At 66.0% G+C, this 23,185-nt stretch carries 25 protein-coding genes; 14 read left to right on the forward strand and 11 right to left on the reverse strand.

The window, feature by feature from the left end; genetic code table 11:
- The first annotated feature begins 112 nt into the window (after positions 1–112).
- The gene (locus tag ACT3S2_RS00740; RefSeq protein WP_087000797.1) at positions 113–562 is read left to right on the forward strand and encodes an Lrp/AsnC family transcriptional regulator; all 450 of its coding nucleotides are present in this window, start codon (positions 113–115) and stop codon (positions 560–562) included.
- Between the two features lie 35 nt (positions 563–597).
- Here the strand turns inward: ACT3S2_RS00740 and ACT3S2_RS00745 are convergent, their stop codons facing one another.
- Genes ACT3S2_RS00745 through paaA form a run of 6 tightly spaced genes read right to left on the reverse strand, consistent with a single transcriptional unit; the run spans position 598 to position 5,256 of the window.
- Positions 598–1,377: an enoyl-CoA hydratase/isomerase family protein gene (locus tag ACT3S2_RS00745; protein WP_443382480.1), complete on the reverse strand. Its 780-nt coding sequence runs from the start codon at positions 1,375–1,377 to the stop codon at positions 598–600.
- A 10-nt stretch (positions 1,378–1,387) separates the two neighbouring features.
- Entirely contained in the window at positions 1,388–2,557 is a 1,170-nt protein-coding gene (gene paaE / locus ACT3S2_RS00750; RefSeq protein ID WP_444561110.1) for a 1,2-phenylacetyl-CoA epoxidase subunit PaaE, read from the reverse strand.
- A gap of 38 nt (positions 2,558–2,595) precedes the next feature.
- Positions 2,596–3,084, reverse strand: a complete 489-nt coding sequence (paaD, locus tag ACT3S2_RS00755) for a 1,2-phenylacetyl-CoA epoxidase subunit PaaD (protein ID WP_443382478.1) — start codon at positions 3,082–3,084, stop codon at positions 2,596–2,598.
- Between the two features lie 10 nt (positions 3,085–3,094).
- Positions 3,095–3,946, reverse strand: a complete 852-nt coding sequence (paaC, locus tag ACT3S2_RS00760; RefSeq protein ID WP_443382476.1) for a 1,2-phenylacetyl-CoA epoxidase subunit PaaC — start codon at positions 3,944–3,946, stop codon at positions 3,095–3,097.
- On the reverse strand, positions 3,943–4,266 hold the full coding sequence (gene paaB, locus ACT3S2_RS00765) for a 1,2-phenylacetyl-CoA epoxidase subunit PaaB (protein ID WP_443382474.1): 324 nt from the start codon (positions 4,264–4,266) through the stop codon (positions 3,943–3,945). The genes paaC and paaB overlap by 4 nt, the downstream gene beginning before the upstream one ends.
- Positions 4,267–5,256, reverse strand: coding sequence for a 1,2-phenylacetyl-CoA epoxidase subunit PaaA (gene paaA / locus ACT3S2_RS00770; protein WP_443382472.1), 990 nt, complete (start codon positions 5,254–5,256; stop codon positions 4,267–4,269).
- Between the two features lie 138 nt (positions 5,257–5,394).
- On the opposite strand from paaA, the gene ACT3S2_RS00775 reads away from it, so the two are divergent.
- The 3 genes from ACT3S2_RS00775 to ACT3S2_RS00785 are packed head-to-tail and all read left to right on the forward strand — an operon-like array spanning position 5,395 to position 7,291.
- Entirely contained in the window at positions 5,395–5,814 is a 420-nt protein-coding gene (locus tag ACT3S2_RS00775; protein WP_443382470.1) for a PadR family transcriptional regulator, read from the forward strand.
- Positions 5,811–6,524: a hypothetical protein gene (locus tag ACT3S2_RS00780; RefSeq protein WP_443382468.1), complete on the forward strand. Its 714-nt coding sequence runs from the start codon at positions 5,811–5,813 to the stop codon at positions 6,522–6,524. Before ACT3S2_RS00775 ends, ACT3S2_RS00780 begins: the two co-directional genes overlap by 4 nt.
- 56 nt (positions 6,525–6,580) lie before the next feature.
- Positions 6,581–7,291 (forward strand): hypothetical protein, encoded by a 711-nt coding sequence (locus ACT3S2_RS00785; RefSeq protein WP_443382466.1) that lies wholly within the window; start codon positions 6,581–6,583, stop codon positions 7,289–7,291.
- Between the two features lie 20 nt (positions 7,292–7,311).
- Here the strand turns inward: ACT3S2_RS00785 and ACT3S2_RS00790 are convergent, their stop codons facing one another.
- The 4 genes from ACT3S2_RS00790 to ACT3S2_RS00805 all read right to left on the reverse strand — a co-directional run bounded on the left by ACT3S2_RS00790 (position 7,312) and on the right by ACT3S2_RS00805 (position 11,769).
- Positions 7,312–7,722, reverse strand: coding sequence for a hypothetical protein (locus ACT3S2_RS00790; RefSeq protein ID WP_443382464.1), 411 nt, complete (start codon positions 7,720–7,722; stop codon positions 7,312–7,314).
- Between the two features lie 199 nt (positions 7,723–7,921).
- The gene (locus ACT3S2_RS00795; RefSeq protein WP_443382462.1) at positions 7,922–8,680 is read right to left on the reverse strand and encodes an amino acid ABC transporter ATP-binding protein; all 759 of its coding nucleotides are present in this window, start codon (positions 8,678–8,680) and stop codon (positions 7,922–7,924) included.
- Positions 8,677–10,167 carry an amino acid ABC transporter substrate-binding protein/permease gene (locus ACT3S2_RS00800; protein WP_443382460.1) on the reverse strand — a complete coding sequence of 497 codons (1,491 nt, stop codon included), beginning with the start codon at positions 10,165–10,167 and terminating at the stop codon, positions 8,677–8,679. The genes ACT3S2_RS00795 and ACT3S2_RS00800 overlap by 4 nt, the downstream gene beginning before the upstream one ends.
- Positions 10,168–10,320: 153 nt before the next feature.
- Complete coding sequence (locus ACT3S2_RS00805; protein ID WP_444553346.1) at positions 10,321–11,769, reverse strand: serine hydrolase domain-containing protein; 1,449 nt, start codon at positions 11,767–11,769, stop codon at positions 10,321–10,323.
- Positions 11,770–11,888: 119 nt separating this feature from the next.
- Here ACT3S2_RS00805 and ACT3S2_RS00810 point away from each other — a divergent pair, with 119 nt between their 5' ends.
- From ACT3S2_RS00810 to ACT3S2_RS00835, 6 genes are all read left to right on the forward strand, one after another.
- Complete coding sequence (locus tag ACT3S2_RS00810; protein WP_444561083.1) at positions 11,889–14,060, forward strand: S9 family peptidase; 2,172 nt, start codon at positions 11,889–11,891, stop codon at positions 14,058–14,060.
- Between the two features lie 157 nt (positions 14,061–14,217).
- A complete protein-coding gene (gene paaI, locus ACT3S2_RS00815) occupies positions 14,218–14,670 on the forward strand; it encodes a hydroxyphenylacetyl-CoA thioesterase PaaI (protein WP_443382454.1) in 453 nt (150 codons plus the stop codon).
- 74 nt (positions 14,671–14,744) lie between these two features.
- Positions 14,745–16,064, forward strand: coding sequence for an AMP-binding protein (locus ACT3S2_RS00820; protein ID WP_443382452.1), 1,320 nt, complete (start codon positions 14,745–14,747; stop codon positions 16,062–16,064).
- A 10-nt stretch (positions 16,065–16,074) separates the two neighbouring features.
- Entirely contained in the window at positions 16,075–16,683 is a 609-nt protein-coding gene (locus tag ACT3S2_RS00825; protein ID WP_443382450.1) for a TetR/AcrR family transcriptional regulator, read from the forward strand.
- Positions 16,684–16,819: 136 nt separating this feature from the next.
- Entirely contained in the window at positions 16,820–17,512 is a 693-nt protein-coding gene (locus tag ACT3S2_RS00830) for a nicotinamide mononucleotide transporter (protein ID WP_443382448.1), read from the forward strand.
- Positions 17,513–17,559: 47 nt separating this feature from the next.
- A complete protein-coding gene (locus ACT3S2_RS00835) occupies positions 17,560–18,171 on the forward strand; it encodes a GrpB family protein (RefSeq protein WP_444561084.1) in 612 nt (203 codons plus the stop codon).
- 25 nt (positions 18,172–18,196) lie between these two features.
- Here ACT3S2_RS00835 and ACT3S2_RS00840 read toward each other — a convergent pair whose 3' ends face one another.
- Positions 18,197–18,832: a GNAT family N-acetyltransferase gene (locus tag ACT3S2_RS00840; RefSeq protein ID WP_443382444.1), complete on the reverse strand. Its 636-nt coding sequence runs from the start codon at positions 18,830–18,832 to the stop codon at positions 18,197–18,199.
- Between the two features lie 185 nt (positions 18,833–19,017).
- Between ACT3S2_RS00840 and ACT3S2_RS00845 the strand changes: the two genes are divergently transcribed.
- From ACT3S2_RS00845 to ACT3S2_RS00860, 4 genes are read left to right on the forward strand one after another with little or no spacing between them, the layout of a single operon-like run.
- Positions 19,018–20,571 carry a thiamine pyrophosphate-binding protein gene (locus tag ACT3S2_RS00845; RefSeq protein WP_444553348.1) on the forward strand — a complete coding sequence of 518 codons (1,554 nt, stop codon included), beginning with the start codon at positions 19,018–19,020 and terminating at the stop codon, positions 20,569–20,571.
- Positions 20,572–20,616: 45 nt separating this feature from the next.
- Positions 20,617–21,060: a hypothetical protein gene (locus ACT3S2_RS00850; RefSeq protein ID WP_444561085.1), complete on the forward strand. Its 444-nt coding sequence runs from the start codon at positions 20,617–20,619 to the stop codon at positions 21,058–21,060.
- The gene (locus ACT3S2_RS00855) at positions 21,047–22,540 is read left to right on the forward strand and encodes a sensor histidine kinase (RefSeq protein ID WP_443382438.1); all 1,494 of its coding nucleotides are present in this window, start codon (positions 21,047–21,049) and stop codon (positions 22,538–22,540) included. Before ACT3S2_RS00850 ends, ACT3S2_RS00855 begins: the two co-directional genes overlap by 14 nt.
- Positions 22,512–23,180 (forward strand): response regulator transcription factor, encoded by a 669-nt coding sequence (locus ACT3S2_RS00860; protein ID WP_443382436.1) that lies wholly within the window; start codon positions 22,512–22,514, stop codon positions 23,178–23,180. Before ACT3S2_RS00855 ends, ACT3S2_RS00860 begins: the two co-directional genes overlap by 29 nt.
- The last annotated feature ends 5 nt before the right edge of the window (positions 23,181–23,185 follow it).

Here is a 23,185-nt window from a genome sequence, read left to right on the forward strand (position 1 = left end):
GTTAAGGACAAATGCCTAGAAAATAGGGAATAAATACTCTATTCTTGAAGACAGAACGTCACCGTGAGTGACGTTACATCGTCTTTCGTAGACATCCGTTCCGGAGGAGACCATGGACTCGATCCCCGTGAAACTCGACGACGTCGATCACCGCATCATTGCCGAGCTGACCCGTGATGGCCGGCAGTCGGTGACCACCGTGGCCCAGAACGTCCACGTCTCACGCGCCCACGCCTACTCGCGCATCAACCGGTTGCAGGACGAAGGGGTCATCACCCGGTACATGGCCGTCGTGGACCCGGTGCGGGCGGGACTGCGCTCCTCGGCCTATGTCACCTTGAAGTTGCGCCAACACTCGTGGCGTGAGCTGCGTGAACGGCTCGCGGCCCTGCCGGAGGTCCACCACATCGGACTGGTGGGCGGGAACTTCGACGTGATCCTGCTGGTCCGGGCGAAGGACAACGTGGATCTGCGCCGCGTGGTGTTCGATAACATCCAGTCGATGCCCGGGGTGCTGGACACCCAGACGTTCCTGGTCTTCGAGGACGTCGACACCCGCTAACGGGCACGGACCGGGCGGATGCCGCCCGGACCGGCTCAGCCCTTGAAGTCGGGCTTGCGCTTCTCCTGGAAGGCCTTAAAACCCTCGGCGTAGTCGGCGGTGGCGCAGAGTCCGTCCTGGGCCCGGTTCTCGTGGGCCATGGACTCCCAGAGCCCGAGCCGCTGGTCGCGCACCTCGGCCACCAGCGCCTTGGAGGCCACGAAGGCCCGGGTGGCCCCCTGGGCGACCTTGCCCACGATTCCCCGCGTGGTCTCCAGCAGGTCATCGGCGGGCATGGACCGGCTGAACAGCCCCGAGCGCACCGCTTCCACCCCCGAGATCAGCTCGGCCGTGTAGATCATGTCCAGCGTCCGGTGGGCACCGAGCCGTTCGGTGAACAGCCAGTGGCCGCCCGAATCCAGCGTGGCCCCGAGATTGGCGAAGGGCGAACCGATCTTGGCGTTCTCCGCCACGTAGACGACGTCGGTGGCGATGGCCAGGCCCAGCCCGACGCCGAGGCAGGCGCCCTGCACCGAGGCGAAGGTCGGGGCCGGGAACTCGGACATCCGGCGCAGCAACGGCTGCACCAGACCGCCCAGGTAGCCCTGGACGTCGTCCTCCGCCGGGTCGACGTCGGAGATATCGCGTCCGGCGCAGAATCCGCGTCCTTCACCGCGCAGCAGCAGGGCCCTGACCTCTCCGGAGTCCGCGGCCCGGGCGGCACGCCCGTAGACCTCGGAGAGTTCGCGTAGGGCGTCCTCGTTGAGGGAGTTCATCTTCCCGGGTGCGTTGAGCACGACTTCGGCGATGCCGTCGGAGATCTGCAGATCGATCATGCGGTGCCTCCTAGGCGTCGTAGTTCACGGACACGGCGTCCGAGGTCGGGTGGGACTGGCAGGTCAGGATGTAGCCGGCTTCGATCTCCTCGGGTTCCAGCGCATAGTTCTCTTCCATCTCCACGGTTCCGGTGACCAGCTTGGCGCGGCACGTGCCGCAGACCCCGCCGGCACAGGCGAAGGGGACATCCGGGCGGACCCGCAGGGCGGCGTTGAGGATCGTCTCGCGGGCGGAGAGCGGGGATTTCACCTGGCCCTGAAGTCCGTCCAACCGGAATTCGATGTCGTAGTTCTCACCGGAGTCATCGACTTCCACTGCCCGGCCGATCTGGCCTTCGGGACGGTTGGGCCGGCCGGTGGTGAAGAGTTCGTACCGGACCTTCTCCGGCGATACCTCTTGTTCGGTCAGGTGGTCACGGACCAGCTGGACCAGCTCGAAGGGTCCACACAGGAACCATTCGTCGATCTGGTTGGTGCGGATGACCGAGCCCAACAGCGAGGTGAGCTTCTCGGCGTCCAGGCGTCCGGACAGCAGCGGGGAGATCCGTTGTTCACGCGAGAGCACGTGGTGCAGGGCGAAGCGGGAGGGGTAGCGGTCCTTCAGATCCGCCAGTTCCTCCAGGAACATGACGTCCATGGCGGCCCGGTTGGCATAGATGAGGTCGAAATGGACGTGCTCGTTGGCGGACAGCACGGTCCGGGCGATGGCCATGACCGGGGTGATCCCCGAGCCGGCGGCGACGGCGACGAAGTTATGGCTGACGTTCGTGTCGATCGATGTCGGGTCGTTCAGCGCGGTCATCTTGTGCTTGGAGATGAAGGCACCCGAGGGGCTCATCACTTCCATCGTGTCGCCGGCACGCAGCGATTCGTTGGCCCAGGAGGAGAAGAGGCCACCCAGATCGCGTTTGATCGCCACCTTGATCTCGCCCGGCTTCGGCTCGGCACAGATGGAGTAGCTGCGCCGGACCTCGGAGACGTTGCCCTCCTCGTCGGGCAGGTCCTTGCGCAGGGCGACGTACTGACCCGGAAGGTAGTCGTACTCCCCGATCAGGTCTTCCGGGACGGCGAAGGTGACCTCGATGGCCGCGGCCGTCAGGCGGCGGACCTCGCTCACCTCGAGGGTATGGAACGCGGCCCGGCGGCGCGAGGAGGTCCCGGTCCCGGAATCCTCCGGCATATCGGTGTCGGCTGCCTCGGGCAGGGGGGTCGTTTCAGTCATGAAAGCACCTTGAAGTAGTCGAAGGGTTCCAGGCACTCCCGGCACTGGTACAGCGCCTTGCAGGAGGTGGACCCGAAGCGGGAGAGTTCCTTGGTATTGAGGCTGTGGCACAGCGGGCATTTCACGGCCAGGCCGAGGGTGACCGGACCGCGGTGACCGGTTCCGGTCGGCGGGGCGATCCCGTATTCCTCGAGCTTGAGCTTGCCGGATTCGCTCATCCAGTCGGTGGTCCATGCCGGGGAGAGCACCAGGTCGACGGTGACGTCGCCGTAGCCCTCGGCGTGGAACGCCGTCTGCAGGTCCTCGCGGATGGCGTCCATGGCCGGGCACCCCGAATAGGTCGGGGTGATGACCACCCGCACACCGCCGTCCTCGGCGAGTTGGACATCACGCAGGATGCCCAGGTCCTCGATGCTCAACACCGGGATCTCGGGATCACAAACCTGCGCGGCGATGGCCCACAGGGTCGTCGTGCTCGTGCTCATGGCTTGCTCCTTACCAGCTGGCGCCGGGGTGCTTGCGCGCCAGGACCTGCATTTCCGCCAATAAATGGCCCAGGTGTTCGGAGTGCTCGCCGTGGCGGCCGCGGCAGAGCGCGAACGGGCCGGTCGGGACCTCGAGATCGGCCGACTCGAGGACGGCGGCGAATTCGGTGTCCCATCGTTCGCGCAGGCTCGAGGGCCGCACCCCGGCGTCGCCGAGTTCGTCGTAGAGGTCCTCGTCTTCGAAGAGTTCGCCCACATAGGGCCAGAGGACCTCGAGGGCATGGCGCATCCTGCGGGCCGATTCCTCGGTGCCGATGCCCAGCCGGCGGGTCCACATGATGGCGTGGTCACGGTGGTAGTCGACCTCCTTGACCGCCTTGGCACAGATCGCCGAGATGGTCTCATCGGAGGAATCCAGCAGCTCGGTGTAGAGCAGGTGCTGGTAGATCGAGATCATCAGCTGGCGCATGATGGTGACCCCGAAGTCGCCGTTGGGCTGCTCGAACAGGTGCAGCGAGCGGAAGTCCTCCTCCTCGCGCCAGTAGGCCAGATCGTCTTCGCTCTTGCCCCAGGCCAACCCGGCATAGGACAGGAACGAGCGGGCATGGCCGAGTTGGTCCAGGGCGATATTGCCCAGGGCGATGTCCTCTTCGATTTCCGGGCCGCGCGAAATCCAGTTCGATAGGCGCTGGGCCAGCACCAGGGCGTCGTCGCCCAGACGCAGGGCATACTGGGCCACCGCTTCGCCCGGTGCCCCCTGCTGCAGCTGGATGTCTTCCGGGCGCAGGGCGTTGCCGGGGGTGATGCGGGTGGCCGAGGCGGTGGAGTCGCCGTAGCTCTCGGTGGTCTCGGTGGCGCTCACAGGTGCTTCACGCCTTCGCTCTTCTTGTAGTACGTGGCGTGCCGGTAGTCCTTGCCCTGGGGGGATTCGAAGAACTGGCCCTTGGAATCCGGGTCTGAGGCGATGATGTCCGTGGAGGCCACGACCCAGAGCGAGACGCCCTCATTGCGCCGGGTGTACAGGTCCCGGGCATTGCGCACCGCCATTTCGGAATCCGGTGCGTGCAGCGATCCGGCGTGCACATGCGACAGACCGCGGGCGGAGCGCACGAAGACCTCCCACAGGGGCCATTCGCGGGTGGCGGGGGCCCCGGCGTCGTGCTGGTTCTTTTCCTGGGCCACCTAGGCCACCTCTGCTTCCTGTTGCATCTTCTCGGCATATGCTGCGGCGGCCTCGCGGACCCAGGCCCCTTCGTGGTGGGCATCGCGGCGACGCTGCAGGCGCTGCGCGTTGCACGGTCCGGCCCCGGCGATCACTGCCTTGAACTCGGCCCAGTCCAGGTCCTTGTGGATCCATTTGCCGGTTTCCTCGTCGAAACGCAGTTCCGGATCGGGCAGGGTCAGCCCCAGCACCTTGACCTGCTCGGCGATCATGCCCACGAAGCGCTGGCGCAGATCGTCGTTGGTGAAGCGCTTGATCTTCCACTTCATCGTCTGCTGCGAGTTCGGCGAATCCCCGTCCGGAGGACCGAACATCATCAACGAGGGTCCGTAGAAGCGGTTGATGGCATCCTGCGCCATCTGCTTCTGGGCCTCGGTGCCGGCGGCCAGCTCCATGAGGATCTCGAAGCCCTGGCGCTGGTGGAAGGATTCCTCCTTGCAGACCCGCACCATGGCCCGGCCGTAGGGCCCGTAGGAGGCACGGCACAACGGAACCTGGTTCACGATGGCGGCACCGTCGACCAGCCAGCCGATGGCGCCCATATCTGCCCAGGAGCGGGCCGGGTAGTTGAAGATCGAGGAGTATTTGGCCTTGCCGGAGATCAGCTGCTCGGTGAGCACGTCCCGGCGGGTGCCCAGGGTCTCGGCGGCCGAGTAGAGGTAGAGACCGTGGCCCGCCTCGTCCTGGACCTTGGCCATGAGGATGGATTTGCGCTTCAGGCTCGGGGCGCGGGTGATCCAGTTGGCCTCGGGCTGCATGCCGATGATCTCGGAGTGGGCATGCTGGGAGATCTGCCGCGTGAGGGTCTTGCGGTACCCCTCCGGCATCCAGTCGCGGGGCTCGATGCGCGAGTCTTCGGCGATGACCGCGTCGAAGTGCTCCTGCGCCGCCTCTTCCTCCGGCGTCGGAACCGTGGACAGGGGCCCGTTCGGGTCGTTCTGTGCAGCCAAGCGGCTCACCTCACTGTGACAAGTATTCGAATTACTGACCGTTCGTTCAGGATATGGGGCAGATCACCTATCCGTCAATTGATGCGCCCGACCTCCCAAAAGATTGACACACTTACTAGTTAGACAGACAATCTACTCATGTCCATCCACCACGCGGCTGCCGACGACGGGCCCCCGGGAACCCCGTGGCCCACCGATTGGATGCGTGCCCTCTTGGGGCTATGCACCCTGCGGGCCCTGGAATCCGGGCCGTCCTACGGCTACGCGATCATCGCAGAACTGGAAGAAGCGGGACTCGGCGTGGTCAAGGGCGGGACCCTGTACCCGCTGCTCACGCGGTACGAGGGGGCCGGCTGGGTGGAGACCGAATGGCGCGCCGGAACCTCCGGCCCGGGCCGCAAGTACTTCTCCCTCACGACCGAGGGGCGGGCCGAGCTCGAACGCCACCGCCGCGGGTGGCAGCAATTCGCGGCACTGACCTGCCGCTTCCTGGCCTCCGAGCCGGACCAGACGGCAGTATCGCCGTCCACTGATCACGAAAGGCAGCCCCGGCCATGAGCTCCACGCAACCCAACGAATCCTGGATCGAAGAGTTCATCCTCGCCCTGCGCCTGCGCGAGGTCCGCGGCGATGCCATCGGCGATGCGACAGCCGTGGTCCGCGGGCATATCGCGGATTCCGGGCAGGACGCCCACGAAGCCTTCGGGGATCCAAGCTTCTACGCGAAGCAACTCGACCTGCCGCGTCAACCGAATCTTCGACCAGGCAGCCCGGTCATCATGGGGCCGGCGATCTCGCTGACGGGGCTGCTGGTCTTCGCCCAGTCCATCCCTGCCGTGTTCGCGGGGAGCCCCATGGAGGTGTCACTGCCGCAACTACTGCTCTTCGCACTTCCCTGTGCGCTCGTACTGGCCTTGCCGTATTACTTCAACCTCGGGGTGCGCCACCTCTGGGTCTTCGCGGTGGCCTTCTTCGTGGTGATCGGCGCCGGTATCGGGGCGGGCCTCTTCGACCCCGACCGAGGCTTCCCGGCCTGGCTCAACCTCCAGCCCCTGTGGTTCGCCATCGGTTCCGGGGCCGCGATGCTTGCGGCTAGCGTCTGGTCGGTCGTCGACGATCTCCGCACCCCGCAGGATCCCTTGCCGGGCCCGACGGGCCCGGCCCCTGCCCCCACGGGTATCGTCGCCCGGCTCATCGGGACGATCCCGCATTTCTTGATGCCGCTGATCGCCCTGGCCTTCCTCGTCTCGGAACTCAGAATGCCATGACTGCGTCAAGCAGCGAACTATACGTCTCGGCGTCAACCGATCACGAAAGGCGGATCATGAGCCCCACGCAGACCGACAAGTCCTGGATCAACGATTTCATTCTCGCCCTGCGCCTACGGGGGGTGCGCGGCGAGGCCATCGGCGACGCGGTGGCCGTGGTGCGCGAGCACGTCGCCGATTCCGGCCAGGCCGCCGGTGACGCTTTCGGGGACCCCCGCACCTACGCCGAAGAACTGGAGTTGCCCACGGTCCGGCGAACCGGGGCGTCCAGCGTTTCCGTCATGGCTCCGGTGGTGTCCCTGCTGGCAATCGTGGTGCTCGGCCGCGCCGCTTCCGCGGTCTTCGGCGGTTCCGCACTCGGGCTCTCACTGCCGCAGCTGGGCCTGGTCCTGATCCCGATGGCCCTGATGCTTGGCTTGCCGTACTACTTCAACTTTGCCGTACGGCACCTGTGGGTCTTCGCGGTGGTCTTCGTTCTGGCCACGGGTGCCGCGGCCCTGTCAGGTTTCTTCGACCCCCACCATGGAACACCGGCCATCGTGGTCCTGAACGCGGGATGGGTGCTGGCCGTGGCCGCGGTGACCATCGCCCTCATGTCCGCCTGGCAACTCCGCCGGGCGCTGACAGATGCCGCGGATCCACTGGTGGACCCGCTGCAGCCATCGCCGGCAGCCGAACGCCACGCGAGGATCGCGGCCATGCTGCCGGCGGTGCTCATGCCGGTCATGGCGCTCGTCGTTCTGGCCATCGCCTGGGTGGCACGCTAACCGGCCGCTTCCGGCGGACCCTAGTTCGAGTCGAGGTCGTCGTCCGGGTCCGGATCCCCGTCGAGGTTCACGTCGTCCCCGGCGTCGGCTGCCAGGACCCGGTCCAGCCCTTCGTCTTCTTCCTCGTCGATCGAGGCGTTGGCCAGTCGGTCGGCCTCCGGGTCGGAGAGCTCGCCCTGGTCTTCCAGGTCTTCCACTTCTTCCTCGACGAACGGCAGCTCCTCGGCTTCGGCGTATCCGGCTTCATGCAGCGGGTCGCCCTCTTCCATCATGGCGGCATCGTCCGAGGACCCCTCGGCCGGTTGTCCTCCCCGACCATCGGTGGGCACCGGGTCCATTGGATCTCCGGTGGACTCTTCGGGGTCGGGCGCGAACTCGGATCCGGGGTCCGGTTCCATATTCGGGTCTCGTTCTGGCGTTTCGGAACTCATGAATCGCTCCTTCGCTGGTTGCCTGCAGGGCGACGAACGCCGCCTTGCCGTCCCCGGGGTGCGGTTCCGGGAACGTCCATCTTCACCGTAGGCACGGAGAGGGCCCGCGGACAAGGAGCCAGGGCCCCGGGAAACGACGACGGAGGCGAGCCGGCATCCATACCGGCCCCCGCCGTCGGACCGGGTGGCCCTGGCCGGGTCAGAGGACCTTCGAGAGGAACTCCTTGGTGCGTTCCTGCTGCGGGTCATTGAAGAGCTGCTCGGGGGTCCCCTCTTCGCAGACGACGCCGTCGGCCATGAAGATCACCCGGTCCCCCACCTCGCGGGCGAAGCCCATCTCGTGGGTGACCAGAACCAGGGTCATCCCCGAATTGGCCAGATCCCGGATGACTTGCAGGACCTCCCCGACCATCTCCGGGTCCAGGGCACTGGTGGCCTCGTCGAAGAGCATGATCCCGGGGTTCATGGCCAACGCCCGGGCGATGGCCACACGCTGCTTCTGCCCGCCCGAAAGTGCGGCCGGCCGGGCTTTGGCCTTCTCGGCCAACCCGACCCGGGTCAACAATTCCATCGCCTTCTCCCGCCCTTCGGCCTTGGACGCCTTCTTCAACTCGACGGGAGCCAGCATCACGTTCTCCGCCACGGTCATATGCGGGAAGAGGTTGAAGTGTTGGAAGACCATGCCGATATGGCGGCGGACGTCGTTGATATCCACTTTCGGGTCGGTGAGGTCGAAGCCGTCGACCACCACCGTGCCTCCGGAGATGTCCTCGAGCTTGTTCAGGCAACGCAGGAACGTGGACTTGCCCGAGCCCGAAGGGCCGATCACGCAGACGACCTCCCCCTCGGCCACCTCGGCGTCGATCCCCTGCAGGACCTCGTTGGAGCCGAACGATTTGCGCAGTCCACGCACCTCGATCATCAGCTTGCGGGCCGTTTCCGTTGTCGACGCACTCATTTGTTGAACCTCCTGTCAGCGAAGTTGGCCAGCTTCGTCAGCAGCATGACCGCGACGAAGTAGATGACGCCGACAATGAACAGCGTCTCGGTGACGCGGAAGTTCGCCGCGTAGATTTGTTGGCCCTGGTACAGCAGTTCGGCGAAGCCGATGGCCAGCAGCAGGGAGGAGTCCTTGAGCATGATGATCAGCTGGTTGATCAGCGATGGGGTCATCATCTTGAACGCCTGCGGAACAACGACCTTCTGCATGGACTTTCCGTAGCCCAGGCCCAGCGACCGGCTGGCCTCCATCTGCCCCGGATCCACCGATTGGATGCCGCCGCGGACGATTTCCGCGACATAGGCCCCCGAGTTCAGTGACAGGGTCAATACCGCGGCAACCCAGATATTGATGGGCAGGCCCGTCAGTTGGGGGATGCCGAAGTAGAACATGAAGGCCCAGAGCAGCAGCGGGGTGCCACGGAAGACGTTCACGAACGTCGTGGAGATCCCGCGGACGATGATGTTCCGTGCGATCTTCATGAATCCCGCGGCCAGGCCGATGATCATGGCGACCACGAAGGAAATCCCGGTAACGACCATGGTGTTCTTCAGACCCTTGAGCAGTGCCGGCAACGAGCTTTCCAGGAGTTCCCAGAAGCTCGTGGGCTGGGCGGCCGTGGGATCGCCGAGGTACTTATCGAGGATCTTGTCGTATTCCCCGTCGGCCTTGAGCTTGGCCAGCCCGTCGTTGAAGGCAGCCAACAGGTCGGCGTTCTTGCCCTTGTTCACGGCGAAGCCGTAGGACCCGCCGGGCACCTTGTCGGTGACGGTCTTCAGCCCGTTATTCTGCGCGATGCCGTAGGCCAGGACCGGGTAGTCATCGAACACGGCGACGGCGTTTCCGGATTTCACCAATTCGTACATGCTCGCCGACTGGTCCAGTGACTTGACCTTGAAGTCGTATTTCTTGGCAATGGACTTGGCGTAGGTCTCGCCTTCGGCACCGGTCTTCGCGGTGACGGTCTTGCCCTTGAGATCCTCGTAGCCCTTGATGTCGTCGTTGCCCTTGGCAACGGCCATCTGGACGCCGGATTCGAAGTAGGGCTCCGAGAAGTCGTAGACCTCCTTGCGCTCATCGGTGATGGACATGCCCGCAATGACGCCATCGACCTGGTTGGAGGTCAACGCCTGCAGTGCGGCGTTGAACCCGAGCGATCGGATCTCCACCTTGAAGCCCTGGTCCTCGGCCACTGCGCGGACGATGTCCATGTCGATGCCGGTCAGTTCACCGTCGGCATTGCGGAATTCGAACGGCGCGAAGGTCGTATCCGTGCCGATGACGAAGGTCTTGCCTTCGACGGCGGAATTACCGGAGCCTGATGCCGAGGTATCGGCGGCTGCTCCCGTCGCACCGAATAAAAGCGAGGCCACGGCCAGGAACGCCGCGACCACCAGCCCTGTTCGACGGCGCCCGGTCCGGGCCGCCCTGATGTGATGTCGCAAGTTCTCTACCCCGTTCGCTGGTGGTGCGGCCCGTCTTCACGGGTCTTGGACTCCCTTAGACAATAAGGCATCGTGACCCAGCTCACAGGGAGTGCTCAGCGGCGTGTGTTATTTTTTCCACCCACACCCGACGCTCGCGACGACCAGGCCGGGTCAGCCTGCTGGGTCGGCCACCCTTGACGGCAACCGGAAATCGGATTGCCGGACCAGCTTCATGCCCCCGGGGCCCCGGATGGCTGCGGCTCCGGCGGCATCGAATTCAAAGACGAAGTCCTCCCCGTACCCGCCGAAACCGTTGGGATCGCGCGTACGCAGGGTCCGGGAATCCACATATTCCAGCGGTTCGGCCAGTGCCGGATCGGGGGCGGCGCCCAGGGACAGGCAATACAGCTTGCCCCCGAGTTCGACGATGTCCTGGACACCCCACAGACCCGCGAACCGCCCGGTGAACCGGTCGAGGTGTTCTGCGGGGACGTCGGCGTACGATGCCGGGGTGTCCGCCGCAGCGAGGGTCGCCAACCCGATGAGCTGCTCGCCCCAGGTCGTGGCCGGGCCGTCGATGGCATTGGTCAGGACGCTGAGGGCGACCCCGGTTTTCGGCAACGCCCAACTGCGGCTGATATGTCCCGGGTAGCCGCCGCTATGTCCGAAGGTCTCGTGTCCGTGGACCTCCTGCAGGATCATCCCCAACCCGTAATCCCGGCCGGGCACCCCCGAGGGTTCGAATTTGCGTTGCATGCGGCGTTTGGAGTGTTCGGAGACCGGGGATCCCGCGACCGGTCGTCCCGGGCGCTGCGGCAGATGGGCCGAGAGGAATCGCACGACGTCGCCTGCGGTGGAGTAGAAACCGGTTGCAGCACTCAGCGCGCCGGTATCCACGTGGTCGATCGTGCACCGGTGCTCGAGCGTATAGGGCTCCCCCATCACGGCCAACGCCCCGTACCCGGTCGCCAGCTCGGTGGCCCCCTCGTCCAGATCCGGCCCGGTGTCGTGGAGCCCCAACGGTTCGATCAGCTTCTCCCGGACGTATCCGCGGTAGTCCTGTCCGCTGGCGGCCTCGATGACCAGACCCAGCAGACCGTAGCCGATGTTCGTGTATTTGAAATGGACATGGCGCCCGATGCCCCCACCCCCGGCAGCGGTCTCGAGCAGGACCCCGCGGCCGGGGAAGGGCCGGGACAGGACCCAGAAGTCCGAATCCGTGCCGTCACGGGTCAACCCGGAAGAATGGGAGAGCAGCTCCGCTACGGTGACCTTCCCCGTCTCCGTCCCCGCCAATTCGGGCAGGTGGTCGGCGAGCGCGTCCTCAAGGGTCAGCGAGCCCTGTTCGGCCAGCTGGAGGATGGCGGTGGCGGTGAACATCTTCGAATGCGAGGCGATGCGGAACTGGTGGGCCGCCGTCAGCCCGGTACCGGAGCCGACATCGGCATAGCCGCCGGCGACCGTACCGATGACCACCCCATCAACGGCGACGGCAACCTGGTAGCCGGGCTGCCGGTCGAAGGAGCGCAGATGCTTCAGGAAGCGGGGGGCATAGGCGAGGACGGATTCCCAGACGGCGAGGGCGGGGTTGGTTTCAGCGGTCGGTTCTTCAAGGGCCATGGACCCATCCTGCCACCAGGGATTCCGGCTGCCGTCGATCACGAGGCCCCGGAACAGTAGCCGCGCCCCCAACACGCCGCTGGCGAACAGCGCGCGGGACCCCTTCGTCATGGCGTTGAATGGGACGCATGAGCGAATCCCCCATCGAAGCGCAGCCTCCCGTTGCTGCCAAGGTCCCCGTCCAGCGCACCCACCACGGCGACACGTTCGTCGACGACTACGAATGGTTGCGCGAGAAGGAGAATCCGGAGGTGATCGCCCATCTCGAGGCCGAGAACACCTATGCGGAGGCGGTGACCGCCGGGCAGCAGGAGCTGCGTGGGAGGATCTTCGCCGAGATCAAGGAGCGCACCGAGGAGACGGACCTTTCGGTCCCCGCCCGCAAACGCGGGTGGTGGTATTTCAGCCGGACCGCAGAGGGCCAGCAGTATGCGGTGCACTGCCGCGTCGCGGCCACCGACACCGGGGACCCCGTCGCCGACTGGACTCCGCCGGTCATCGAAGCCGGGAAGCCCTTCGACGGTGAACAGGTGCTGATCGATGGCAATGCCGAGGCGGAAGGCCAGCCGTTCTTCGCACTCGGCGGCCTGGCCGTCACCGAAGACGGCAACCTGCTCGCCTACGCCGAAGACAATGCAGGCGACGAACGCTTCACCCTGCGCCTCAAGGACCTGTCCACCGGCGAGCTGCTTCCCGATGTCATCGAGAACGTCTTCTACGGCTTGGCCTTCTCCCCGGACGGCAGCCGGGTCTACTACACGGTGGTCGATGACTCCTGGCGCCCGAACCAGATCAAGGTCCACACCCTGGGCCAGGATCCCTCCCGGGACGTCGTCGTGCTCCAGGAGGATGATCCGGGCATGTGGATGGGCTTCGACCTCGCCCCCGACCAGAAGGAACTGCTGATCTCCATCGGCAACTCCGAATATGCCGAGACCCATTCGCTGGATCTGATCGACCCGTTGGCCGCGCCCCGCCTGCTGTTGGGCCGCGAGGCACGGATCCTGCATGGCATGGACCCGGTGACGGTCGACGGCGAACGCTGCTACCTCGTCACCCACAACCTCGAGGCCGTGAACAACATGGTCTCGCTGGTCGCCGCCGACGAGTTCTCCAAGCCCTTGGCCGACCAGGAGTGGGCCACTGTCTTCGCCCACCGCACCGATGTGAAGATCGAAGGCACCGCGGTCACCGCCACGCATGCCATGGTCTCCGTCCGCCAGGACACCATCGAACGGATCCAGGTCCTGCCGCTGTCCGGGCTGGGCACCGAGGCCCAGGCCGCGGTGACCGAACCGGACTTCGATGAGGAGCTCTACACCTGTTCGCTGGCCGGCGCCGAATACGATGCCCCGGTCATCCGGCTGGTCTACACCAGCTTCCTGGTTCCCCCGCGGATCTACGATTACCGGTTGGACTCCGGGGAACTATCCCTGCGCAAGGAGACCCCCGTGAAGGGCGGGTACGATCCAGCGGATTACGTGGCGGAACGCGAATGGGCCACTGCCGCCGACGGGACCCGGATCCCGCTGTCAGTGCTCCGCCGTCGGGAGGTCTCCCGGGATGGTTCCAACCCGGCTCTGGTCTATGGCTACGGCAGCTATGAGATGAGCATGGACCCCGGTTTCTCGATCCCGCGGCTTTCGCTGTTGGATCGCGGCGTCGTCTTCGTCATCGCCCATGTCCGCGGCGGGGGCGAGTTGGGACGCCACTGGTACGACGACGGCAAGAAGCTGGCGAAGAAGAACTCCTTCACCGATTTCGTCACCGCCACCGAACACGTGGTTGCCACCGGGTGGGCCCACCCGCGCCGCGTCGTGGCGATGGGTGGCTCGGCCGGTGGTCTGCTCATGGGCGCCATCGCCAACCTGGCCCCGCAGTTGTACACCGCGATCGTGGCGCAGGTCCCGTTCGTCGATGCCCTGACCAGCATCCTGGATCCGGAGCTGCCGCTCTCGGCCTTGGAATGGGAGGAGTGGGGCAACCCGATCACCGACGCGGACGTCTACGCGTACATGAAGTCCTACACCCCGTACGAGAACATCGCCGCGGTGCAGTACCCGAAGATCGCCGCGGTCACGAGCCTGAACGACACCCGGGTGCTCTACGTCGAACCGGCGAAATGGGTACAGCGCCTGCGTGACATCAGCACCGGCAGCGAACCGATCGTGTTGAAGATCGAAATGGACGGTGGGCACGGCGGCGCCTCGGGTCGTTACGAGGCGTGGAAGGACCGGGCGTGGGATTACGCCTTCGCCCTCGACGCGCTCGGTGCCACCGAACGTATCTGAGCAGAACTCACCTGAGGTTTCGGGCAGGGCGGGATCCATGCGGATCCCGCCCTGCCCCGTGCGTTAACAAAGCCTCTCCCACGGTTCATGGCTTGACTTGAATCACATTTCAAGATTACCTAATGAACGTTCAGTAATTCGTGGATGGAGTCCCAGCATGACCGATACCGACGTCGATGCGGCGGCAGCGGAAACCTCCCCGCAGCACGCCGTGCTCACCAACGACCACGCCTCGGAATGGCTCGGGATCAAGGTGGTCCACGTCAGCGAGGGCGAGGCCACGATCACGATGACCCTGCGTCGTGAAATGCTCAACGGCTTCGGCATCGGCCACGGCGGAATGATCTTCGCCTTGGCTGACACGGCCTTCGCGATGGCGTGCAACCCCGCCGAGGGCTCCGCGGACACCGTCACCGTGGCCTCGGGCGTGGACATCAACTTCATGAAGCCGGGCCTCCCGGGCCGACTGCTCACCGCCGAGGCGACCCGCCGTCACCAGTCGGGGCGCAGCGGCCTGTACGACATCCAGATCCGCCAGAGCACGCCGGAGGGCGGCGAGGAGATCGTCGCCGAGTTCCGCGGTCGTTCGCGCACCGTCACCAAGCGCTAGATGCCCGCCGCCGGAACCACTCCTGCGACCTCACGCATCCTCCACCCCACCCAGCTATCACCAAAGGGCCAGCAATGACGCATACAGTCCCAGAAACCGAACTCCCCAACCCGCTCGATGCCGAAGAGACGATGAGCCGGGACCAGATCGAGTCCCTCCAGCTCACCCGGTTGCAGGAGACCGTGGCCTACGCCTATGACCGCGTCCCGCTCTATAAGGAGAAGTACGACGCCGCAGGGGTCCACCCCACGGATCTGAAGGAACTCTCCGACCTGGCCAAGTTCCCCTTCACCGACAAGGAGGACCTGCGCAAGACCTACCCGTTCGGGATGTTCGCCGTCCCGCAGCACGAGGTCGCGCGGATCCACGCCTCCTCGGGAACCACCGGGCGGGCCACCGTGGTCGGCTACACCCAGACCGATCTGGACGACTGGGCCAAGCTCGGCGCCCGCTGCCTGCGCCTCTCGGGGGTCAAACCGGGGTGGAAGGTCCATAATGCCTACGGCTACGGGTTGTTCACCGGCGGACTCGGCGCCCACGCGGCGGCCGAACGGCTGGGCACCACGGTGATCCCGATGTCCGGCGGCCAGACCGAGAAGCAGATCACGCTGATCAACGACTTCGCCCCCGAAGCCATCCTGTGCACCCCCACCTATCTGCTGACCATCGGTGACGCCATGCAGCGCAAGGGCATCGATCCGCGGTCCACCTCGCTGAAGGTCGCCGTCCTCGGCGCCGAGCCATGGACCGAGGAGATGCGCCATGAGCTCGAGGTCATGTTCGATATCGATGCCTGCGACATCTACGGCCTCTCCGAGGTCATGGGCCCGGGGATGGCCGGCGAATCAGGTGAGACCAAGGACGGCAGCCACATCTGGGAGGACCATTTCCGTCCGGAGATCATCGATGCCTTCGACCCGTCCCAGGTCCTGCGCGACGGCGAACACGGCGAGCTGGTCTTCACGTCCCTGACGAAGCAGGCGCTGCCGATCATCCGCTACCGCACCCATGACCTGACCCGCCTGTTGCCGGGCACCGCGCGTCCCGGGCACCGTCGCATGGGCCGGATCACCGGGCGCAGTGATGACATGATCATCCTGCGCGGGGTGAACCTCTTCCCCAGCCAGATCGAGGAGATCGCGTTGAAGGTCGGTGGACTCTCACCCCACTTCCAGCTCGAAATCACCCGTCCGGGCCGGATGGACGAGCTCGCCGTGAAGATCGAACGCCGGGTGGACTGCACCTCGGACCGGGCCATCGAGGCCAGCCGCGAACTGCAGAAGCTCATCAAGATCCATGTCGGCTCCAGTTGCCGCGTCGACGTGGTGGACCCCGAGTCCCTGCCACGTTCGGTCGGCAAGCTGCGGCGCATCTACGACCTGCGCAACAAGTAGGATCGTCGGCATGCCCACCACCGCCAGCAGACCCTCCGGGGCCAAACGCGGCCGCCCCGGCCACGACCAGGACTCCGTCTTGTCCATCGCCGTCCAGGTCTTCAACAGATACGGCTACGATGCGACGTCCATGGGGACGCTGGCGGACCATCTGGGCATCAGCAAATCGGCGATCTACCACCATGTCCCCTCCAAGGGAGACTTGTTGGACCGGGCCCTGGACGAGGCCCTGGTGCCGCTGGAGGCCCTGGATCAGGATCCCCGCGCCTCCAACGGCACCGCCGGGCAGCGTCTCGAGTTCATCCTGCGTTCGACCATCAGGGTGCTGATCGAACGCCAGTCCTATGTGACCCTGCTGCTGCGACTGCGCGGGAACACCGAGATCGAACGTCTGGCGCTGGAACGCCGGCGTGCCGTGGACCGGCGTCTGGCCCGGTTGGTGATCGATGCCCAGCAGGAGGGCACGCTACGTCAGGACATCGACCCGCGCACCACCACGCGCCTGTTGTTCGGGACGATCAACTCGCTCGTGGAGTGGTACCGCACCGATGGCCCTTCGACTCCCGAGCAGGTCGAGGACAACGCAATCGCGATGATGCTCGACGGCCTTCGCCCCTGATTCCTGCCCTCGCCCGGCCCCGGATCGCTCCCGGCGTGGATTCGAATGCGGCCACGTTCCGGCGGTACCATCGTGGGGTTCCCTCCGTGTGGCTCCCCGCCCACGCCTGCTCCCATCCGTTCGATAGGCATTCTTCGTGGACCAGCTCTTCCAGACCCTCTTCAACCAGACCGCTGGCACCGCCGAGGCAACGATCCTCGCGCTCGACGCGCTGGGTGTGCTGCTGACCGGGATCGCCTTGCTGTTGCTGGCCCGCCGCAACGACCTCGGCTGGTGGTTCCAGATCATCGCCGTGTTCGCCGGTCCGATGGTCATCGCCCTGCAATTCGGTTACGACGGCTTCTTCAAGGCCGTCCCCTATCTGCTGGTCCCGATCTACGGTCTATGGCGTTTCAGCAAGTACCGCCTGCAGGGGAAGTTCGGCCGAGCCGTCGAGGTCAGGTCGTTCACGGCCTCCTCCCTGGTCTGGGGTTTCGTCATCACCCTGCTCATCGCCTTCGCCTCGGCCCTTCCCACGATCTTCAGCGGGCAGATCCTGGGCAGCATCCAAATTAGTTTCTGGTTGACCCTGGTCTTTTCTGCCTTGGTTCCCGCCGGCCTGGTGGGGGTGGCCAACGGCTTCCGGTGGGCCTGGCTCGTGGTGGCGGCATCGGCCGTCGCCCAGGTGGCCGTCTACTTCGGCAACCAGCCGGCCTTCGCCACGCTCGGGGTGCTTGTCCTGCAGTTCGGTGCCTCGCTCTTCGGCTGGTGGGCCTGGCGTCAACTCCCGGCCGAGGCCGTCCAGGACGACACCGTGGAATACCCGCCGAGCCCCTACCAGGAGGCCTGACAGCAGTCGGTTCCCGTCGCCACCGCGGCGTAGTAGCCTGTCGATCCATGGCCACCGACGAAGAAATCATGAACCATCATGATGAGGAACCGGATCCCGGCGTGTGGGTCACCGGCCCTCCCGTTCCACGTCCCATCGTCATCGCGGAGCCTGATCCCCTGTGGCCCGCCACCTTTGAACTCATAGCCGCACGTCTCCGCGCGGCGCTTGGCCCCACGGCCCTGGCGGTGGAGCATGTCGGGTCCACCGCGGTTTCCGGGCTGCCGGCCAAACCGGTCATCGACATCGATGTCACCGTCGCCGATCCTGCCGACGAATCCTCCTACCGCGAGGCGTTGGAGGGTGCGGGGTTCACCCTGGTCGTCCGCGAGCCGGACTGGCATGGGCACCGGTGCTTTCGGCTCGAGACCCCGGAGGCCAACGTGCACGTCTTCGGCCCCGACTGCCCCGAAACGATCCGCCACAGGCTCTTTCGCGACTGGTTGCGCGTCCACCCCGGGGACCGGGATCTGTATGTCGAGGCCAAACGCTCCGCGGCGGCGGCAACCATGGCCGCGGGCGGCGTCGTCATGGACTACAACCGCCGCAAGGAAGACACCATCCGGGCCATCTACGACCGGATCTTCGCCACCTCGGGACTGCAGGCCACGGACGGTTGAACCCCTTTCCCCTGGCCGGCGGGCCTCACCCCGGCAGGATGTCCAGGGGGACGGTCTCAGGGGACGGGTCCGTGGCCAGCCGGGCCCAGAGCGCGGTATCAAAACGCTCCCAGGCCCCGCCGTCGTCCTGGTAGCGCAGCTTCTGGCGTTCGACGCCCTCCCGGATGAATCCCGCAGCCGCGGCGACGGCGCCGGAGGCCGGGTTGTTCAGCCGGTGCCCCAACTCCAGCCGATACAGGCCCCACGTCCTGAAACACGTGCCGGCGAGTGCCGCCACCGCGGCGGAGGCCAGCCTCTGGCCACGGGCCGAGGGCTCGACCCAATAGGACACCCAACCGGTCTGGTGCCGCCATTCCATCCCGGACACCATGACGTGTCCGACGGCCACGCCGTCCACGTCGATGGCCAGTGCCTGCAACGTGACCGGATCCGGCCCCTGGTCCTGGGCCTCCTCGGCGGTCGGTTCCCGGACCTCGGCGCGCGGGACCATGACGTCCAGCCAGGTCCGGGCCCCAGCGGCATCGGTGATGGGCCGCGCCGACTGTCCGGCCATGTCGGGTGCGGCGTGGGCCCGGATCACCGAGGCGATGTCACGGTCGCTGAAAGTCCAGGGGCGCAGGACGGCCACCCGGCCCGTGACGGTGTGGGAACTCTGGGTCATGCTCCCCATCCTACGGACGGACAGCCGCCGCCGGGACCCCTGTTTCATGACGATGCCATGTCGGTGTTTCTGGGACCAGAAGCTACTGTCCGGTAACTTAGCTGTCGGCACGCACGGACGCTTCGGCTCCTTCCCGGAGCCCGTGTCCCCAGTGACGGTTCATTCAACGGCGAAAAAGGTCACCCATGACAACCACCCCGCACGCATCCACCGCAGCCGATCCCACCCCGGCCCGGGGGTCGGCTGCAACCGGCACCACGACCGCCGGCCATCTGATCGTTGAGACCCTGGTCGCCCACGGAGTGGAGCGGGCCTACCTCGTCCCCGGCGAAAGCTACCTCGATGTCCTGGACGGGTTGCACGACTCCCCCATCGACACGGTGGTCTGCCGCCACGAAGGCGGGGCCGCCTACATGGCCGAGGCCGACGGCAAGATGAACCCGCGGCCGGGCATCGCGATGGTCACCCGTGGCCCCGGGGCGGCCAATGCCCACGTGGGCCTGCATACCGCCTGGCAGGATTCCACCCCGATGGTCCTCTTCGTCGGGCTCATCCCCTTCGAGCACCGGGAAAAGGAGGCCTTCCAGGAATTCGATCCCAAGGCCTGGTTCGGTACCGGCGCCAAACGCGTTATGATCCTCGACCACGCGGAACGCGCCTCGGAGGTCGTCGCCGAGGCGATGTTCGCCGCCATGTCCGGGCGCCCGGGGCCGGTGGTCGTCGGCCTGCCCGAGGACATCATCACCCGTCCCGTCCCCGCGGAACTGCACCCGCGGATCCCGGTCGCCTCCGGAGGCATGACCGTCACCGATTGGAAGGCACTGAACGGGGCCCTGAACGAGTCCGAGAAACCATTATTCGTTTTCGGAGGCAACGACTGGACGGCCGAGGGCGCCCGGGAATTCACCACCTGGCTCGAAGAGCACGACCTTCCGGCTGCCGCGGAATGGCGCTGCGAAGGTACCGTCCCCTTCACGTCGCCCTCGTATGTGGGGCCCATCGGTTACGGACGCCCCAAACCCACCTACGACCTGCTCGAGGAGACCGACCTGCTCATCTTCGTGGGCACCGTCCCCGGCGACGTCATCACCGATGGCTTCGCGGTCCGGCAGAACTGGGAGAAGAAGAACTTCCTGGTGACCATCGATCCGTCCCTGCGCGGGCGTTCGGGCCCGGTATCGCATCAGATCGTGGCCAAACCCGATGTCTTCATTCGTGACCTGGTCCGCATGGAACTGCCCGTGAAGGATTCCTGGCGTGAATGGACCACCCGGATGCGCGCCGAACAAGAGAAGTTCGCCGCCTTACCCGAGAACGGCCCCGGGGACGGACCGGCCCGGATGTCCACCCTGATGGCCCAACTGGTTCCCACGCTGCCCCGTGACGCCATGGTCACCTTCGGCGCCGGGGAACACACCAACTGGGCACACCGCTACTTCCCCACCAACGGCTATGCCTCCATGATCAGCGCCCGCAACGGGTCGATGGGCTATTCCATCCCTTCGGCCGTCGCCGCCTCCCTCGCCCACCCCGGCCGTCGCGTGGTGAGCATCGCCGGGGACGGGGAGTTCCTCATGAACGGCCAGGAACTGGCCACCGCCTTCGGCGGATTCGGCATCCGCGTCCAGGACGACGACGAGATCCCCGCGGCGCTTCAGGCGGCACTGGCCGCGATCGACGACGAGGGACGCTTCGCCCTGATCCATCTCATCGTCGAGCAACGCGTCAAGGCATACTAGGAAGCCTCTCATCTGCGGCTCATCCGAAGGAGGAACACTAGGGGCATGAGACGGTTCGTGAATCTGACCGCCGCCATCGTGATTCTGCTGGCGATGGTGGTCGGCGCCTTTGCTGCTGCCCGGGCGCTGACCACCCCGCACGATCAGGATGTGGGCCCCGGCCTCGTCGTCGACAACGGAACGCTGCCGGCACTGCCGGGGAACCTGAACGCCCCCGGCTCCGGCGACAAGGCCTCCTATAGTCCGCCGATCAACGCGACCGAATGGCCCGTATCGTCGCCGGCTTCCTCCCCGCCCGCCGACTCCTCCTCCGCGGAGGCGAGTCCCTCCAGCGCACCGGCAGCCCCGGCGAAGACGCGCGTCCCGCCCCAGACCAAGGCCCCCGTCGCGCCGCTTCCCCCGTCCCCCGCGGACGACGATGACGACGATGATGACGATGATGACGATGATGACGATGACGACGAGGATGATGACGATGAGGAGGATTAGCCCGGCCCGTGGGGGCTGGTCGGTCAGATCCCGCGTCCTCATCGGGATGATCGCCATCGTGACCATCACCCTGGTGGTCGCCGGGGCAACGATCTATCTGCTGCAACGGTCGGCCCTGAACGACCGGATCGATGATTCCCTGCGCCGGACCGTCGGTGAGTTCCAGGTCCTCGCGGCCCAGGGCCTGGATACCGAAACCGGCAAGGCCTTCACCGAGGCGAACGACCTGCTCTACATCGCCATGCAACGGACGTTGCCGGCCCGCACCGAGGGCATGGTCAGCTTCAGCCAGGGGAACCTGCAATGGACGGCCCCCGAAACGGTCGACCTCCGGTTGGAGAACGACGAGGAATTCGTGGACTGGGCGGCGACCACCGGCCCACCGCACCGGATCGCCCTCAGCTCAGTCACGACCTCCACCACCACCTACCGGGCCGTGATCGTCCCGGTCCAGCTGGCCGCCGACCAGGAACCGGCCCGACTCGTGCTGGCCTACGACTACGGCGCCGAGGTCAGGGCCCTGGATCGCGGCTTCGAATTCTTCATCGCCGTCGGTGCCGGCGTCACGGTCCTGGCGGGCATCGCCAGCTGGCTGATGGTCGGACGGATGCTCCTACCGGTCAGGCTCCTGCGTGAGACCGCCGTGCAGATCTCGGAAAACGATCTCTCCCAACGCATCGATACCGTGGGGAACGACGAGTTCGCCGATCTGACCCTCACCATCAACGCCATGCTCGATCGGCTCGAAACCGCACTGACCTCCCAACGGCAACTACTCAACGACGTCGGGCACGAGTTGCGCACCCCGGTGACGATCATCCGGGGCCATCTGGAACTGATGGACGACCACGACCCCCAGGACGTCATGCAGTCCCGGGACATCGCGGTGGATGAACTCGACCGCATGTCACTGCTCATCGACGACCTGGTCACGCTGGCGAAATCGGATGGCCCCGATTTCGTGGTTCCCCGGCCCGTGGAACTGGGTCCCTGGCTCGATGAGCTCCTGGACAAGGCCCGCGGCCTCGGTGACCGGAACTGGCAGGTGGACCAGCGCGCCGACGTGTCCGTCGCCGTGGACCCCCGGCGCTTGACCCAGGCCGTGCTGCAGCTGGCAGCCAACGCCGTGAAGTTCAGTGGCACCGGGACGGCGATCGGCCTCGGCTCGGCCATCATCCGCGACGGCGGTCCCGTCGGCGGACCCGGGACCGACCGGCTGCGGCTGTGGGTTCGCGACCAGGGAACGGGGATCGAGCCCACCGACCAGCAGCGGATCTTCGAGAGGTTCGGCCGGGGCCGCAACAGCACCCGGAGCTTCGGCTCGGGGCTCGGCCTGAACATCGTTTCGGCCATTGCCGCCGCCCACGGGGGTATTGTCGAAGTGGACTCCGCCCCGGGGCGCGGTTCGATCTTCACCCTCACACTTCCCGTCCAAGAGGAGAACACCGGACATGAGCCGGATCCTGATCATCGAAGATGAGCAGCGCATTTCATCCTTCGTCGCCAAGGGCCTGAAGGCGGCGGGCTTGCAACCCAGCGTCGCCGATACCGGCGAAGCAGGTCTGCGGTTGGCCACCGACGGGGAATTCGAGGCCATCATCCTGGATCTTGGTCTGCCCGATCTCGACGGATACGAGGTCCTCAAACGCCTGCGGGCCTTCGGGTTGCAGACCCCGGTGATCATCCTCACCGCCCGCAGCAGCATCGACGACACGGTGACCGGCCTGCAAAGCGGAGCGGACGACTACATGGCCAAGCCCTTCCATTTCGAGGAATTGCTGGCCCGGCTGCGGTTGCGTTTGAAACCCGAAAACAGCACCTCGGATCCCGCCCTGCTGAGCAATGGCGACCTGGAGATGGATTGCCGGGGCCGCCGGGCCCTGCTCCAGGGCCGGGAAGTCGACCTGTCGGCCCGCGAGTTCGCCTTGGCCGAGACGTTCCTGCGCAACCCGGGCCAGGTCCTCAGCCGGGAACAGCTGCTCTCCCGGGTCTGGGGCTACGACTTCGATCCGGGATCGAACATCGTGGACGTCTACGTGAGGTATCTGCGCAATAAGCTCGGCGCCGAACGCTTCGAGACCGTCAGGGGGATGGGATACCGGATGGTGGATCTGGGATGAGCTGC

Origin of the sequence: Arthrobacter sp. AOP36-A1-22, assembly GCF_052377615.1 — a bacterium.
In the GTDB taxonomy this organism is placed as follows: domain Bacteria; phylum Actinomycetota; class Actinomycetes; order Actinomycetales; family Micrococcaceae; genus Arthrobacter_H.

What these genes read in the sequence shown, in the direction of transcription:
- ACT3S2_RS00820 (WP_443382452.1), top strand. Translation starts at nt 14,745, where the DNA reads ATGACGCATACAGTCCCAGAAACCGAACTCCCCAACCCGCTCGATGCC.
- ACT3S2_RS00835 (WP_444561084.1), top strand. Translation starts at nt 17,560, where the DNA reads ATGGCCACCGACGAAGAAATCATGAACCATCATGATGAGGAACCGGAT.
- ACT3S2_RS00855 (WP_443382438.1), top strand. Translation starts at nt 21,047, where the DNA reads ATGAGGAGGATTAGCCCGGCCCGTGGGGGCTGGTCGGTCAGATCCCGC.
- paaD (WP_443382478.1), bottom strand. Translation starts at nt 3,084, where the DNA reads ATGAGCACGAGCACGACGACCCTGTGGGCCATCGCCGCGCAGGTTTGT.
- ACT3S2_RS00860 (WP_443382436.1), top strand. Translation starts at nt 22,512, where the DNA reads ATGAGCCGGATCCTGATCATCGAAGATGAGCAGCGCATTTCATCCTTC.
- ACT3S2_RS00780 (WP_443382468.1), top strand. Translation starts at nt 5,811, where the DNA reads ATGAGCTCCACGCAACCCAACGAATCCTGGATCGAAGAGTTCATCCTC.
- ACT3S2_RS00805 (WP_444553346.1), bottom strand. Translation starts at nt 11,769, where the DNA reads ATGGCCCTTGAAGAACCGACCGCTGAAACCAACCCCGCCCTCGCCGTC.
- ACT3S2_RS00840 (WP_443382444.1), bottom strand. Translation starts at nt 18,832, where the DNA reads ATGACCCAGAGTTCCCACACCGTCACGGGCCGGGTGGCCGTCCTGCGC.
- ACT3S2_RS00825 (WP_443382450.1), top strand. Translation starts at nt 16,075, where the DNA reads ATGCCCACCACCGCCAGCAGACCCTCCGGGGCCAAACGCGGCCGCCCC.
- ACT3S2_RS00810 (WP_444561083.1), top strand. Translation starts at nt 11,889, where the DNA reads ATGGGACGCATGAGCGAATCCCCCATCGAAGCGCAGCCTCCCGTTGCT.
- paaI (WP_443382454.1), top strand. Translation starts at nt 14,218, where the DNA reads ATGACCGATACCGACGTCGATGCGGCGGCAGCGGAAACCTCCCCGCAG.
- ACT3S2_RS00850 (WP_444561085.1), top strand. Translation starts at nt 20,617, where the DNA reads ATGAGACGGTTCGTGAATCTGACCGCCGCCATCGTGATTCTGCTGGCG.
- ACT3S2_RS00845 (WP_444553348.1), top strand. Translation starts at nt 19,018, where the DNA reads ATGACAACCACCCCGCACGCATCCACCGCAGCCGATCCCACCCCGGCC.
- ACT3S2_RS00795 (WP_443382462.1), bottom strand. Translation starts at nt 8,680, where the DNA reads ATGAGTGCGTCGACAACGGAAACGGCCCGCAAGCTGATGATCGAGGTG.
- ACT3S2_RS00785 (WP_443382466.1), top strand. Translation starts at nt 6,581, where the DNA reads ATGAGCCCCACGCAGACCGACAAGTCCTGGATCAACGATTTCATTCTC.
- paaE (WP_444561110.1), bottom strand. Translation starts at nt 2,557, where the DNA reads ATGCCGGAGGATTCCGGGACCGGGACCTCCTCGCGCCGCCGGGCCGCG.
- ACT3S2_RS00740 (WP_087000797.1), top strand. Translation starts at nt 113, where the DNA reads ATGGACTCGATCCCCGTGAAACTCGACGACGTCGATCACCGCATCATT.
- ACT3S2_RS00745 (WP_443382480.1), bottom strand. Translation starts at nt 1,377, where the DNA reads ATGATCGATCTGCAGATCTCCGACGGCATCGCCGAAGTCGTGCTCAAC.
- ACT3S2_RS00790 (WP_443382464.1), bottom strand. Translation starts at nt 7,722, where the DNA reads ATGAGTTCCGAAACGCCAGAACGAGACCCGAATATGGAACCGGACCCC.
- ACT3S2_RS00775 (WP_443382470.1), top strand. Translation starts at nt 5,395, where the DNA reads ATGTCCATCCACCACGCGGCTGCCGACGACGGGCCCCCGGGAACCCCG.